10 protein-coding genes are annotated in these 14,911 nt (G+C 57.9%); 3 read left to right on the top strand and 7 right to left on the bottom strand.

Features of this window, described 5'->3' with window-relative positions:
* Positions 1 to 74: 74 nt before the first annotated feature.
* Complete coding sequence (gene acs / locus SIK69_RS15690; RefSeq protein ID WP_319627668.1) at positions 75 to 2,033, bottom strand: acetate--CoA ligase; 1,959 nt, start codon at positions 2,031 to 2,033, stop codon at positions 75 to 77.
* Between the two features lie 414 nt (positions 2,034 to 2,447).
* On the opposite strand from acs, the gene gltP reads away from it, so the two are divergent.
* On the top strand, positions 2,448 to 3,761 hold the full coding sequence (gene gltP, locus SIK69_RS15685; RefSeq protein ID WP_319627669.1) for a glutamate/aspartate:proton symporter GltP: 1,314 nt from the start codon (positions 2,448 to 2,450) through the stop codon (positions 3,759 to 3,761).
* A 42-nt stretch (positions 3,762 to 3,803) separates the two neighbouring features.
* Here gltP and SIK69_RS15680 read toward each other — a convergent pair whose 3' ends face one another.
* Together SIK69_RS15680 and fdhF are read right to left on the bottom strand one after the other, a co-directional pair.
* Entirely contained in the window at positions 3,804 to 4,472 is a 669-nt protein-coding gene (locus SIK69_RS15680) for a tetratricopeptide repeat protein (RefSeq protein WP_319627706.1), read from the bottom strand.
* Between the two features lie 137 nt (positions 4,473 to 4,609).
* Positions 4,610 to 6,757, bottom strand: coding sequence for a formate dehydrogenase subunit alpha (gene fdhF, locus SIK69_RS15675; RefSeq protein WP_319786493.1), 2,148 nt, complete (start codon positions 6,755 to 6,757; stop codon positions 4,610 to 4,612).
* Positions 6,758 to 7,019: 262 nt separating this feature from the next.
* Here fdhF and SIK69_RS15670 point away from each other — a divergent pair, with 262 nt between their 5' ends.
* Positions 7,020 to 7,793, top strand: a complete 774-nt coding sequence (locus SIK69_RS15670) for a response regulator (RefSeq protein WP_319627671.1) — start codon at positions 7,020 to 7,022, stop codon at positions 7,791 to 7,793.
* Here SIK69_RS15670 and SIK69_RS15665 read toward each other — a convergent pair.
* The 4 genes from SIK69_RS15665 to SIK69_RS15650 all read right to left on the bottom strand — a co-directional run bounded on the left by SIK69_RS15665 (position 7,774) and on the right by SIK69_RS15650 (position 12,452).
* Complete coding sequence (locus SIK69_RS15665) at positions 7,774 to 8,784, bottom strand: carbohydrate kinase family protein (RefSeq protein ID WP_319627707.1); 1,011 nt, start codon at positions 8,782 to 8,784, stop codon at positions 7,774 to 7,776. The two genes, SIK69_RS15670 and SIK69_RS15665, sit on opposite strands and share 20 nt — an antisense overlap.
* A gap of 171 nt (positions 8,785 to 8,955) precedes the next feature.
* Entirely contained in the window at positions 8,956 to 9,897 is a 942-nt protein-coding gene (locus SIK69_RS15660) for an ABC transporter substrate-binding protein (protein WP_319627672.1), read from the bottom strand.
* A gap of 30 nt (positions 9,898 to 9,927) precedes the next feature.
* Positions 9,928 to 10,935 (bottom strand): ABC transporter permease subunit, encoded by a 1,008-nt coding sequence (locus SIK69_RS15655; protein WP_319627673.1) that lies wholly within the window; start codon positions 10,933 to 10,935, stop codon positions 9,928 to 9,930.
* Positions 10,932 to 12,452: a sugar ABC transporter ATP-binding protein gene (locus SIK69_RS15650; protein ID WP_319786492.1), complete on the bottom strand. Its 1,521-nt coding sequence runs from the start codon at positions 12,450 to 12,452 to the stop codon at positions 10,932 to 10,934. Before SIK69_RS15650 ends, SIK69_RS15655 begins: the two co-directional genes overlap by 4 nt.
* Positions 12,453 to 12,599: 147 nt before the next feature.
* Between SIK69_RS15650 and SIK69_RS15645 the strand changes: the two genes are divergently transcribed.
* Positions 12,600 to 14,879, top strand: coding sequence for an ATP-binding protein (locus SIK69_RS15645; RefSeq protein WP_319786491.1), 2,280 nt, complete (start codon positions 12,600 to 12,602; stop codon positions 14,877 to 14,879).
* Positions 14,880 to 14,911: the final 32 nt, after the last annotated feature.

The following is a 14,911-nucleotide window of genomic DNA, read 5'->3' as shown; positions in this document are numbered from 1 at the left end:
AGAGTCTCCAGAGGTATAAGGCTTATCGTTGTAATCCCTCTCCCCGGTCAGAGAGAGGGTGAGGGTGAGGAGGGTCAGGAAGGCATTGAAATGGACTGCTTCTCTTCGAGCAGTTTTTCCACCACGCCTGGATCGGCCAGCGTCGAGGTATCACCCAGGTTGCTGGTGTCCCCGGCGGCGATTTTGCGCAGAATGCGACGCATGATTTTGCCGGAACGAGTTTTTGGCAGCGAGTCGGTCCAGTGCAGCACGTCCGGGGTCGCCAGTGGGCCAATCTCTTTGCGCACCCAGTTACGCACTTCGGCGTACAGCTCCGGGCTTGGCTCTTCGCCGTGGTTCAGCGTGACGTAGGCATAAATTGCCTGGCCTTTGATGCTGTGCGGGATCCCGACCACCGCCGCTTCGGCGATTTTCGGGTGCGAGACCAGCGCCGATTCAATTTCGGCGGTGCCCAGACGGTGACCGGACACGTTCAGCACGTCATCGACGCGGCCCGTTATCCAGAAGTAACCGTCTTCGTCACGGCGCGCGCCGTCGCCGCTGAAGTACATATTTTTAAAGGTCGAGAAATAGGTCTGCTCGAAGCGCTCGTGATCGCCGAACAGCGTTCGTGCCTGCCCCGGCCAGGAGTCGGTGATCACCAGATTGCCTTCGGTTGCCCCTTCCAGCGGGTGGCCTTCGTTATCGACCAGCGCAGGCTGGACGCCGAAGAACGGACGGGTGGCGGAACCGGCTTTTAGCTCCGTCGCGCCCGGCAGCGGCGTTATCATGAATCCGCCAGTTTCGGTCTGCCACCAGGTGTCCATCACCGGGCATTTTTCGTTACCGATTTTCTTCCAGTACCACTCCCAGGCTTCCGGGTTGATAGGCTCGCCGACGGAACCGAGAATACGCAGAGAAGAACGGTCGGTGCCCTGAATCGCCTTATCGCCTTCGGCCATCAGGGCGCGGATTGCGGTCGGGGCGGTGTAGAGAATATTGACCTGGTGTTTGTCGACCACCTGGCTCATTCGCGCCGGGGTCGGCCAGTTAGGTACGCCTTCAAACATCAGGGTGGTCGCGCCGCAGGCCAGCGGGCCATACAGCAAATAGCTGTGTCCGGTGACCCAGCCCACGTCGGCGGTACACCAGTAGATATCGCCCGGATGATAATCAAAGACGTATTTGAAGGTGGTTGCGGCGTACACCAGGTAACCGCCAGTGGTGTGCAGCACGCCTTTCGGTTTGCCGGTTGAACCGGAGGTGTACAGAATAAACAGCGGATCTTCCGCGCCGACTTCGACCGGCTGGTGTTGGTCGCTGGCTTTCTCCGTCAGTTCACTCCACCACTGGTCACGACCTTCCTGCCAGGCGATATTGCCGCCGGTACGCTTGAGCACCACTACATGTTCCACGGTTTTCACGTTCGGATTTTTCAGCGCGTCGTCGACGTTTTTCTTCAGCGGGATGGAACGCCCGGCACGCACGCCTTCATCGGCGGTGATCACCAGCCGTGAGCTGGAGTCAATGATGCGTCCGGCCACCGCTTCCGGCGAGAAGCCGCCGAAAATGACCGAATGGACGGCCCCGATGCGCGCACAGGCCAGCATCGCCACCGCGGCTTCCGGCACCATCGGCATATAGATAGCGACCACGTCGCCTTTCTTGATGCCAAGCGAGGCCAGTACGTTGGCGAAACGGCACACGTCGGCATGCAGTTCTTTATAGCTGATATGTTTACTCAGGCTGGCATCATCGCCTTCCCAGATGATGGCGGTCTGGTCGCCGCGCTCGGCCAGGTGGCGATCCAGACAGTTGGCCGCCAGGTTCAGGGTGCCGTCTTCGTACCATTTAATCGAGACGTTACCGGGGGCGAAGGAGGTGTTTTTAACTTTCTGATAAGGCTTAATCCAGTCGAGGATTTTGCCCTGCTCGCCCCAGAAGGCGTCAGGGTCGCTGACCGACTGTTGATACTGGGTTTGGTACTGTTCCGGGTTGATCAGGCAATTTTCCGCAATGTTTGCGGGAATAGAGTGTTTGTGTATTTGGCTCATGCTTTTTTTCTCCCTGTTGAATGTTAATAATATGTCAAGCAATCGTTAATAACAGAGCTTTGGGAGGCATTGTTTACTAATTGGGCGACAGATCACGCATTCATTGCAGAGTATGAAAATTCGCCAAATGATGCTTAGAAGGCAAATAATAACTGTATTGAATTTATAGATTTTTAGACTAAAAAAAGATTGCTATAACAAAAGGTTAATTTGAATAACCGGACTTAATCCGTACCAAACCCCTATTTCCCAGCCAAAAGCCCCGTTCTGAAAGGGTTGCGCAGAATGCCGTGCAGGTGGTACTGATACGCCGCGTTAAAAAACTCCATTTAAATACGCAACACAAACCATCCCCCTTTCAATGGGAGTTATTCGTAACATGAATAAGTCCCGGCATTGAGGAAGTCTGTAGTCATGAAAAAAGCGAAAGTCAGCCTGGCCTGGCAGATCCTGCTGGCGTTAGTGCTGGGTATTCTTCTGGGCAGTTATCTGCACTACCAAAGTGATAGCCGCGAATGGCTGATAGCCAACCTGCTGTCACCAGCCGGTGATATCTTCATCCATCTGATCAAAATGATTGTGGTCCCGATTGTGATTTCGACGCTGGTGGTCGGGATTGCGGGCGTGGGCGATGCCAAGGCGCTGGGACGTATCGGTGCGAAAACCATTCTCTATTTCGAAATCATCACCACCATCGCCATCGTGTTGGGTATCACGCTGGCGAATGTGTTTCAGCCGGGCGCGGGGATCGATATGTCGAGCCTGGCGACGGTGGATATCTCGAAATACCAGAGCACCGCGACCGACGTGCAGAGCCACGCGCATGGCCTGATGGGCACGATTTTGTCGCTGGTGCCGACCAACATCTTTGCCTCGATGGCGAAGGGCGAAATGCTACCGATTATCTTCTTCTCGGTCCTGTTTGGTCTGGGCCTGTCATCGCTGCCGTCGGCGCACCGTGAGCCGCTGGTGACGGTGTTCCGTTCGGTCTCCGAAACAATGTTCAAAGTGACGCACATGGTGATGCGCTATGCGCCGGTGGGCGTGTTTGCCCTGATTGCTGTGACCGTCGCCAACTTTGGTTTTGCTTCGCTGTGGCCGCTCGCCAAGCTGGTTATCCTGGTGTACGTCGCCATTCTGTTCTTCGCGCTGGTGGTACTGGGGGCAGTGGCCAAACTCTGTGGGCTGAGCATCTGGATTTTGATTCGTATTCTGAAAGACGAACTGATCCTGGCGTATTCCACGGCGAGCTCCGAAAGCGTGCTGCCGAGAATTATCGAGAAGATGGAAGCCTACGGTGCGCCACCGTCCATAACCAGTTTTGTGGTGCCGACCGGCTACTCCTTTAACCTTGATGGCTCAACGCTGTATCAAAGCATTGCGGCGATTTTCATCGCCCAGCTGTACGGCATTGACCTGTCGCTCGGTCAGGAAATCATTCTGGTGCTGACCCTGATGGTGACCTCGAAAGGGATTGCGGGCGTGCCGGGGGTGTCGTTCGTGGTACTGCTGGCCACGCTCGGTAGCGTCGGTATTCCGCTGGAAGGCCTGGCGTTTATCGCCGGTGTTGATCGTATTCTCGACATGGCGCGTACTGCGCTGAACGTGGTGGGGAATGCGCTGGCGGTGCTGGTGATTGCCAAGTGGGAACACCAATTTGACCACAAGAAAGCGCAGGCCTACGAGCGCGAAATGCTGGGGAAATTTGATAAGACCGCTAACCGTTAAACCACACGTTGCCCGATGGCGCGCATAGCGCCGCCGGGCTTTTTACTCCCCGCTCAATGCATCCAGCTCTTCACAACCCGAATCATTGCCTTCCAGACAGCTGACGTTAAACCAGTTCAGCGCCTTTTGCGTATTCGGCGCGATAAAGCCTTTTTCCCCTTCCTGGAACATCTTTCCTGCCCAGTATTCGGCATAGCCGGAGCGCGACAGCGTCGAGCTACGCTTGAACCAGAAGGTGGCTTTAGCGTCATCTTCCGCCACTTCACCGCCGTTGGCGTAAATCAGCCCGAGCAGCATTTGCGCATCCACAGCGGCATCGCTGTCGGTGTTCTCGGCGGCTTTTTGCAGCAGTGACAGGGCGCGGGGATAGTCGGTTTTACCCGCCTGGGTATTAACCAGAGTGTGGGCGAGAGTGATCTCCCCGTTACTGCTCCCCGCCAGCACCGCCTGTTCTGCGAGCTTACGCGCATCCGGCCAGCTGGTTTTCATCATCATCTGTGCCAGTAGGGCGACAGCATCGGGCTCCCCTGCTTTCGCCGCTTTTTCGGCCCAATATCGGGCGTGCGACTCATCACCGGAGCTGTAATAGGTATCGGCCAGATAATACTGCGCGCGGGTGTCACCCGCTTCGGCCTGTTCTTTGTATTGGCTGCCGATCTCGTTGGCGTGCGCCAGCAGAGGGAATAACAGCAACCAGACACTGCGTTTCATCATTTTTTCTTCCGCATGAAAGGAGCGGCAGTATAAAGGGTGAGCAGTCAGAATTAAATGGGTGAATGTGTACCAAAAAAAGGGGTGAAAAACTTCACCCCTAATTCATTCACCAAACTGATAATCAAACAGTCGCGTCAGCCCTGAGCACTCTCACGTAGTCGGGACTTCAGCGCGTTATATTCATCGATAACGTACTGCTCGGCGCTGCGCTGGTCGGCGATGCGTTCCACCCGAACGGCGCAGTATTTATACTCCGGCGTCTTGGTAATCGGGCTTAAGTTCTCGGTCACCAGCTCGTTACAGGCTCCAATCCACCATTGATAGGTCATGTAAACGGCCCCTTTATTGGGACGGTCGCTGACCTGTGCGCGGGTGATGACTTTGCCTTTACGCGAGTGAACCCAAACCAGCGCTTCGTTTTCGATGCCCAGTCTTGCCGCATCAGCGGTGTTGATCTGCGCATAGCCCGGTTCGTCTGCCAGCGCGGCGAGCGCGGCACAGTTCCCGGTCATCGAACGACACGAGTAATGACCGACTTCACGCACGGTGGACAGCACCATCGGATACTCTTCGGTGAGCTTATCGATAGGTGCGACCCAATCGCAGGTGAAGAACTGCGCCAACCCATTCGGGGTATCGAACTTCTCAGCAAACAGATACGAGGTGCCCTGATCGGCGTCGGACTCATCGCGGCACGGCCACATCACATAGCCCAGCTCACCCATTTTTTCGTAGGTCGCGCCGGTAAAGCTTGGGCACAGATGCCGCAACTCATCCCAGATTTCCTGGGTGTTGTTGTAGTGCATCGGATAACCCATCCGGGTGGCGATTTCGCTGATGATTTGCCAGTCGGTTTTCAGATCCCACTGCGGTTCAACCGCTTTAAAGAAGCGCTGGAAACCACGGTCGGCGGCGGTGTACACCCCTTCGTGTTCCCCCCAGGAGGTGGACGGCAAAATGACGTCGGCCGCGTGAGCGGTTTTGGTCATAAAGATGTCCTGCACGATAACCAGTTCGAGATCGTCAAACCCTTTGCGCACCGCCGACAGTTCGGCATCGGTTTGCAGCGGATCTTCACCCATGATGTACGCCGCGCGCACTTCGCCATGCGCCGCGCGGTGCGGCAGCTCGCTGATACGATAGCCGGTATGCGCAGGCAGGCTCTCCACGCCCCAGGCTTTGGCGAATTTCTCGCGGTGTGCCGGGTTATTGACGTACTGATAGCCCGGATAGGTATCCGGCAGCGCACCCATATCGCACGCGCCCTGCACGTTGTTCTGCCCACGCACCGGGTTAACACCCACGCTCGGGCGGCCCAGATTGCCGGTCAGCATCGCGAGGCTGGTCAGTGAACGCACGGTTTCCACGCCCTGATAGAACTGGGTCACGCCCATGCCCCACAGGATGGCGGCCGATTTCGCCCCGGCGTACATCCGCGCGCATTCGCGGATCTGCTGAGCGCTAAGCCCGGTAATCTCTTCCACCGATTCCGGCGTATAGCCTTCAACGATTTTACGGTAATCCTCAAAGCCCTCGGTACGGCTGGCGACAAACGCCGCGTCGTAGAGGTTTTCTTCAATGATCACGTGACCAATGGCGTTCAACAGCGCGATGTTCGAGCCGTTTTTCAACGCCAGATGCATATCGGCAATGCGCGCGGTTTCAATTTTGCGCGGATCGCAGACGATAACTTTCGCCCCGTTGCGTTTGGCGTTAATCACATGATTCGCCACGATCGGGTGTGAATCTGCCGGGTTATAGCCGAAGACAAAGACTAAATCGGTGTTATCAATTTCTGTGATGGCATTGCTCATCGCGCCATTACCGACCGATTGGTGCAGACCTGCAACCGAAGGGCCGTGTCAGACGCGAGCGCAGCAGTCGACGTTATTGGTGCCAATAACGGCGCGCGCAAATTTTTGCATCACATAGTTGGTTTCATTCCCTGTCCCGCGCGAAGAGCCGGTGGTCTGGATGGCGTCAGGGCCGTATTTGGCTTTGATGGCGCTCAGGCGTTCAGCGACATAGTTCAGCGCCTCGTCCCAGGACACAGATTCCAGTTTGCCGCCACGCTGGCGACGGATCATCGGGGTTTTCAGGCGCGGGGTGAGGATTTGGGTATCGTTGATAAAATCCCAACCGTAGTAACCTTTCAGGCACAGCGTGCCCTGATTGGTTTTCCCCTGCGCCGCTTCCGCCCGGATTATTTTGCCGTTATCCACCACCAGGTTTATCTTGCAGCCCGATGCGCAGTAAGGGCAAACCGTGACGACTTTTTTCATCGGTTTCGCTCCAGTTAAACAGTCGCATAAATGCGTTCAACGCTCCTTAATGCAGGTTTTATGCCACTCTTAATTGTAGGGGTATTCGCGGGTTTGAGCGCTGACGAAGCTGACGAAACCGCCCGGCTCGACAGTTTTGACGTGTCGAACGCGCCAGGGATGTGACAGCGGTTATAGATTCGTCACGCGCCGCTGGAATTGGCTGGAGCGCACCGCAGAATCATCCAGACTTACTGCATAACCTTCTGGGCAGGGGCTGACGATGAAACCGGTCATTCTGGTGATTGATGACGACACGGCAATCTGCGAACTGCTTCGCGATGTGCTCGCCGAGCATGTGTTTGAGGTGGCGGTGTGCCATCTGGGCCAGCAGGGAGTGGCGACGGTCGCACAGCGTCAGGACATCGCCCTGGTGCTGCTCGACATGATGCTGCCGGACATTAACGGCCTACAGGTGCTGACCCAACTGCAAAGGCTGCGGCCTGCGCTGCCGGTGGTGATGTTGACAGGGATGGGCAGTGAATCGGACGTGGTGGTGGGGCTTGAGATGGGGGCGGATGACTATATCGGCAAGCCGTTTAATCCCCGAATCGTGGTGGCGCGCCTGAAAGCGGTGCTGCGACGCAGCGGGGCGCTGGCGGGGGATACCCCGGTGGAACAGGGTGGCAGTCTCAGCTTTAACGGCTGGCGGCTGGATACCCAGCGCTGCGAACTGTTCGATCCGGCCCGTCAGAGCGTGGCGCTCACCCAGGGTGAATATGGCCTGCTGCTGGCGCTGACGCAGAACGCGCGGCGGGTTTTGAGCCGGGAGCAGCTGCTGACGCTGACCCACAGCGAAAGCATGGAGGTGTTTGACCGCACCATCGACGTATTAATCATGCGCTTGCGTCGCAAAATCGAAATCAACCCGCACCAGCCGACGCTGATCAAAACCCTGCGTGGCCTGGGCTATGTGTTTGCGGCTGACGTGGTGGATACCGCCGTAGACCCGTGCAAGCGCAGCGCCGCCGGGCAATTTATGCCTCATTCTCCGTGATAAAGCGTTTTAACTCTTCCAGCGTTTTCGCCCCGTCTACCGCATTGGTGCACAGCAGGCTGGCGCGAGCGCAGGCGTGGGCCAGCAGTACGCTCTGGCGTAGCGTCCAGCGTTCGTGACAGCCGTACAGGAACCCGGCGCAAAAGGCATCCCCGGCCCCGACGCTGCCGACGATTTCATTTTGTGCCAACTGCCATGACGGCACCCACTGGCCTGCTTCATCGGGCGCTTCGCACCACGCGCCTTCCGGGCAATGGATAACCACCCGTTGTTTCACCCCTGCCGCCAACAGCAGGGTGGCCGCCTGAGCTATATTTTCAATGATTGGCGCGTCGTCCTTGAGACGGATCGGTAGCTCGCTGAACGCTTTGGCTTCCAGTTCATTGATCACCAGATAATCCAGATGCTGTAACGCCGGACGCACCAACGGCTGATAGCGCGGATCGCCTTTGCGCGACACCAAATCCAGCGACGTTTCGTAGCCTTTGTCACGCATCTGGGCCAGCAACCGTGCGGCGCGGGTGCCGTACTCTTTATCCGCCAGATCCAGGCTATCGAGTAGCAGTAAATAGCCGAGATGGAAGATCCGCATCGATCCTTCCAGCCGGTCGAACGCGGGCAGATCCAGCAGGCGATTCGCGCCCGGTGAATGGAAAAAGGTGCGCTGGCCGCTGGGATCGGTCATCACCTGCGACATCGACGTCGGCGCGAAAGAGGTGCGCTGCACGTGTTGGCGATTGACGTGATACTGGTCGAGCATCGCCATGATGTAATCGCCATCGGCGTCCTCGCCAATCAGCCCGACCGCCTGCAATGGCAGATGGTTGCGCATTTTGGCCAGCGTCAGCAATACGTTGAGCGGTGCGCCGCCGGTGGAACGTTCGCTGTGGGTGATCTCCGCCAGCCAGCCGCGTTCCGGCCATTGCACAATGCGGTGGACGTGATCGACCAGCATATTGCCGGCAGCGATAATGCCCTGACGTTCCATCAGGCTTTCCCCGCGCTGGTGAAAATACGCATTTGTTCGGTGAGGGTGTCGGTGATTGCGGAACGTTTCATGAAACCTCCAGAAGGGAGACGCAGCGGCTTAATCGTCGGGTGGCGCTTCGCTTACCCGACCTACAATGCCTGTAGGTCTGATAAGCGCCGCGCCATCAGGCTCTTACTTAACCGTCCAGCCCTTATAGGTTCCGACGGTTTTCTTATCGATCATCGTCACCGGGATAAGCACCGGCTCTTTCGGCGCAGGTTTGCCCTGCAAAATGTCATAGCCGATTTCCACCGCTTTCGCCGCCATCACCTGCGGATCCTGCGCCGGGGTCGCCACAAACAGCGAGTTTTCGCGTTTCAGCGCTTCTTCTCCATCTGGTGAACCATCCACGCCCACGATAAAGAACTCTTTACGTTGCGCCTGTTTTGCTGCCAGATCGGCCCCGATCGCCGTCGGATCGTTAATCGCGAACACACCGTCGATCTTCGGATTAGCCGCCAACAGCGAGGTCATCACTTCCAGGCCGCCTTCACGGCTGCCTTTGGCGTTCTGGTTATCGGACAGCACTTTGATATCCGGGTATTTTTTGAATTCGGACTGACAGCCTTCAACCCGGTTCTGCACCGCTGAGACCGGTGGTCCGTTGATGATAACCACGTTGCCTTTGCCGTTCAGGCGGTCGGTGATGTATTTACAGGCTATCGCCCCCGCCTGGGTGTTATCCGAAGTGATGGTCGCATCGGCACCTTCCGCTGCCACGTCAACCGCCACCACCACAATTCCGGCCTCTTTGGCCCGCTTCACCGCTGGGCCGATGCCTTTCGAATCGGCGGCGTTGAGGATAATCATATCGACCTTCGCGGCAATGAAGTTATCAATCTGTGACACCTGCTGGCCGAGATCGTAGCCGCTGGAAACCAGGGTTACTTTGACGTTATCTCCCGCCAGCTTGTGGGCCTCAAGCTCTGCCCCTTTGGTGATTTGTACAAAGAACGGGTTGGCGAGATCGCCCACCGTCACGCCGATCGATTTCAGCTCTTTAGCCTGCACAAACGGCGCGGCGGCGAGCAGGGTGCCAGCACAGAGTGCAATGGCGAGTGGCTTTAAACGCATGTTATGTTCCTCTGTCGTAGGGTGTTGTTGTTATGCACTTTGATGGTGTCGGGTACGGTATTTGTCGATCAGTACCGCAATGATGATCACCGCCCCTTTGATCACCAGTTGCCAGAAGTAGGAGACGCCCATCAGCGTCATACCGTTGTTGAGCGTGGCGATGATCAGCGCCCCCACCAGCGTGCCGGTGATGGTGCCGATTCCGCCGACAAAACTGGTGCCACCGAGAATGACCGCCGCGATGGCGTCCAACTCGTAGCCCATGCCGAGGTTGCCGTTGGCGCTGTACAGCCGCGAGGCGCTCATCACCCCACCCAGCCCCGACAGCAGGCCACTCATGCCGTAGACAAACAGCAGCACCAGCCACACTTTGATACCGGTCAGCCGTGCCGCCTGCATATTGCCGCCGACCGCATAGATATGAACCCCGAGCGTGGTGCGGCGCAGAATGAACCAGCACACCGCAATCACCGCCAGAGCAATCACCACCAGCCACGGAACAGGCCCGAGGTAGTTATTGCCTATCCACTCAAAGCTGATATTGGAGTTAATCACCGTGGTGCCGTCCGCCAGCAGGTAGGCCGCACCGCGCAGCGCCGTGTAAGTACCTAGCGTGACGATAAAGGGGGGAAGCCCGGCAAAGGCCACCAGTGCGCCGTTGAATAAACCCAGCAGCAGGCCGAGCATCAGTGCCGCCGGGATCGACAGCAGGGAGAATTCGGGAATGAGTGACACCACCATTGCCGCCACCGCCGTGGTGCCGAGGATCGACCCGACCGACAGATCAATCCCACCGGTCAGAATGATGAAGGTCATCCCCGCCGCCAGCACGATGTTGATCGACGCCTGGCGGGTAATGTTCAGCAGATTACTCTCGGTAAAAAAGTTTGGCGTGATGAGGCCAAACACCGCCACAATCAGGATCAGGATCGGCAAGATCCCCACCGTTTGCATCAGATCGCCCATCAGCATTTTGCGGGCCGAGGATTTCGCCACCTGTTGTGGGGAAGGCACGGAGTTCTCTTTTTGCGTGGTCATGGTTGCACCGCCTGGGAATGGGATTCGTTCACGCCGGTCGCCAGCGTCATAATATTTTCCTGTGAGATGTCATGGTGTTGCAGCTCACCAGCGATACTGCCTTCGCGCATCACGTACACCCGATCGCTCATACCGACGATTTCCGGCAGCTCGCTGGAGATCATCAGAATCGCCACGCCCTGACGCGCCATCTGGTTCATGATCCGGTAGATTTCGCTTTTCGCGCCGACATCCACGCCGCGCGTGGGTTCATCCAGAATCAGGATGCGTGGACCAATCGCCACCCAGCGGGAGATCAGCAGCTTTTGCTGATTGCCCCCCGATAAGCCGCCCGCACGCACCTGCGCATGCGGCACGCGGATATTCAGCAGTTTGATGGCGTCGTCGGAAATGGTTTGCGCTTTTTTGCGGTCGAGCATGCCGTAATGCGCATCGCGCTCCAGCGTCGCCATGGTGATGTTTTCCTGCGCCGCCAGCTCGAGGAACAGCCCCTGTTCTTTGCGGTTCTCGGTGAGAAAACCGATGCCTAAATCAATGGCTTCGCGCGGGGAATGGATAAGCACCGGTTCACCATCGACTTCAATCACCCCGCCGGTGGCTTTGCGCACGCCAAATATCAGCTGCGCCAGTTCGGAGCGCCCGGCACCGACCAGCCCCGCGAGGCCGACGATTTCACCGGATCGCACCAGCAGGCTGCACGGCTGCACTTTGCCGCCGTCGGTGAGATGGTGGACGTTCAGGCGCGGCTGGCCGTGCGGGATATCGCGCTCTTTGTTGAACAGATCGCTTAAAGGGCGGCCTACCATCATCCGCACCAGCTCAGAGGCGTTGAGTTTGTCGCGAGTCAGGCTGCCGACGTATTGCCCATCGCGCAGGACGCTGACGCGGTCCGACAACTCATACACTTCCGCCATGCGATGGCTGATATAGATAATCGCCATCCCTTCATCGCGCAGACGCAGAATGAGTTCGAACAGGCGATGGGTTTCACGTGAGGAGAGGGCGGCGGTGGGTTCATCCATCACCAGAATGCGGCTGTTGCGGTGCAGGGCGCGGGCGATTTCCACCTGCTGCTGCTCGGCGATGGTGAGTTTCATCACCCGATCGGTGGCCATGAACTGGGCCCCGAGGCGGTTAATCACCTCCTGCGCCTGAGCGACCATGGTTTTGCGCTGCACCAGCCCGCCGCGCGACAGTTCACTCCCGAGGAAAATGTTCTCGGCGACGGTCAGGTTCGGTGCGAGCTGCATCTCTTGATAAATCAGAGTAATGCCTGCGGCTAACGCATCCTTCGGGCCTTTAATGGCGTGGGGTTTGCCATCAATCAGGATCTCGCCGCTGGTGGCCGTGTAGGCCCCGGCGAGGATCTTCATCAGCGTGCTTTTTCCGGCACCGTTCTCCCCCATCAGCGCGTGGATTTCACCGGGAAAGACCGTCAGGTCTACCCCTTTCAGCGCATAAAATTTGCCAAAGGCTTTGGCGATGTTGCGCATCTCCAGTACCGGCGTCGGATGCATGGCGATTCTCCTGCGGGATGGGTCGATATCAGCAGTCCATCACAGGAACGTAAATGCAAAATGTCAGAGGCCATTCATATTTGTCATAGTGATGAATACATCCCCCTCCCATAGGGTCGAGGGAGAAAACTATTCGCCGGAGCCACTATGCCACTACGCCGAACGTCCTTCCTGACCAGCGCCCGCAGCCGCCTGCTGTTCTTCAATGTGCTGGTGGTGGCGGTGACGTTGATGGTCAGTGCGGCGGCGGTGTTGGGGTTTCGTCATGCCAGTCAAATCCAGGAGCAGGTGCAGCAGCAGACCGTGAATGACATGACCGGCAGCATGAATCTGGCGCGTGATACCGCCAACGTGGCGACGGCGGCGGTGCGGCTCTCGCAGGTGGTCGGGGCGCTGGAATATAAAAGCGAAGCGGAGCGTTTGCAGGCCACACAAAAGGCGTTACAGCATTCGCTGGGCCAACTCGCCACCGCCCCGTTGGCACAGCGCGAGCCGGAACTGGTGCGGCGAATCATTCAGCGTAGCAATGAATTACAGCAGAGCGTGGCGGGCATGTTGCAGCGCGGTCAGCAGCGCCATCGTGAGCGTAACTCGCTGCTCAGTGCGCTGTATCAGAATCAAAGTTACCTGCACCATTTAAGCGAAATTAACCAGCGTAAGGGGGCAGGCTCGCTGGACGGACGCCTGCTGTTGGAGATGGACCGGCTGTTAACCGCCGCGATTGAGACGCCGACGCCGCGCGCGGCGGTGCGTCAGCTGGATACGGTGATGTATAGCCTGCCGACCCATAGCTCCGATCCGACGATCGCTTACATTTTGCCAGATTTTAACGCCGAACTGCGCAAACTCGCCCCTCTTTCCCAGCAGTTAGAACAGAGTGATTTGGCGATAAGCTGGTACATGTTCCACATTAAAGCGCTGGGGGCTATCCTCAATGACGACATTAATCAGTACGTGGCGCAGGTGGCGCAGTCGTCCGAACTGCGGGTGGCGCAGAGTCATCGTGAGCTGGGTTCGATCATTGATTTGATTCTCAGTTTTGCCCTGTTGGCGTTGGTCATCACCGGCTTTGCGGGCTGGTATATCTACCGCAATCTGGGCTCGAACCTGACCGCGATTTCGGCGGCGATGACCCGACTGGCCCACGGCGAGCAGGATGTATCGGTGCCCGCGCTCCAGCGGCGGGACGAACTGGGGGAACTGGCGCGGGCATTCAGCGTGTTCGCCCGCAATATGGCTTCGCTGGAACACACCACCCGGCTGCTTAAAGAAAAAACCACCCAGATGGAAATAGGCCGGATAGAACGGCAGGGTCTGGAAGAGGCGCTGCTGCACAGCCAGAAGATGAAAGCAGTCGGGCAGTTGACCGGCGGTCTGGCACATGATTTCAACAATCTGCTGGCGGTGATTATCGGCAGTCTCGAACTGGTGAAACCGAACGAAATCGATGCGCCGCGCATCTCACGGGCGCTGAAAGCCGCCGAGCGCGGGGCATTGTTGACCCAGCGTTTGCTGGCGTTCTCGCGAAAGCAGTCGCTGCATCCTCACGCGGTAGAGATGAAAGGCCTGCTGGAAAACCTCGGTGAGCTGATGCGCCACTCGCTGCCCGCCACCCTGAGCCTGGAAATCGAAGCGCAAACCCCGGCGTGGTCAGCATGGATTGACGTCGGCCAGCTCGAAAACGCGATCATTAACCTGGTGATGAACGCCCGTGATGCGATGGAGGGGCAGGCTGGGGTGATCAAAATTCGTACCTGGAATCAGCGGGTGAACCGCAGCGACGGGCGCAAACAGGACATGGTGGCGCTGGAGGTGATTGACCACGGGTGCGGCATGTCGCAGGACGTAAAAACGCAGGTGTTCGAACCGTTCTTCACCACCAAACAGACCGGCAGCGGCTCCGGGCTGGGCCTGTCGATGGTGTACGGCTTTGTGCGCCAGTCCGGCGGGCGGGTAGAAATCGAAAGTGCACCGGGGCAGGGCACCACCGTGCGGCTACAGCTGCCGCGCTCGACTCTGAATGCGGTGGAGCGGGTGCGTGAAGAGGTGGTGGTCGAAGCACCGCCCGCCGAGCGGCTGGCACTGGTGCTGGAAGACGAAGCCGATGTGCGCCAGACCTTATGCGAACAGCTGCACCAACTGGGTTGGCTGACGCTGGAAGCGACTGACGGCGAACAGGCGATGGCGATGCTGGCGGCGTCGGAAGATATCGCCATGTTGATAAGCGACCTGATGCTACCGGGCAGGCTCAGCGGGGCAGAGGTGGTGAATCACGCCCAAACGTATCACCCACAGGTGGCGCTGCTGCTGGTAAGCGGTCAGGATTTACGTCCGCTGCACAACCCTCAGCTTCCGGACGTCGAACTGCTGCGCAAACCCTTTACCCGGGCTCAGCTTGCCCAGGCGCTGCGTCAGGCTCGCAATTGAGATTTCTCCGCTACCCGCACCCCCGGGGGGGG

Origin of the sequence: Scandinavium lactucae (assembly GCF_033843265.1) — a bacterium.
In the GTDB taxonomy this organism is placed as follows: Bacteria; Pseudomonadota; Gammaproteobacteria; order Enterobacterales; family Enterobacteriaceae; genus Scandinavium; species Scandinavium lactucae.
The sequence above is the reverse complement of the archived record's forward strand: the minus strand, read 5'-3'. Positions and strand labels throughout refer to the sequence as shown.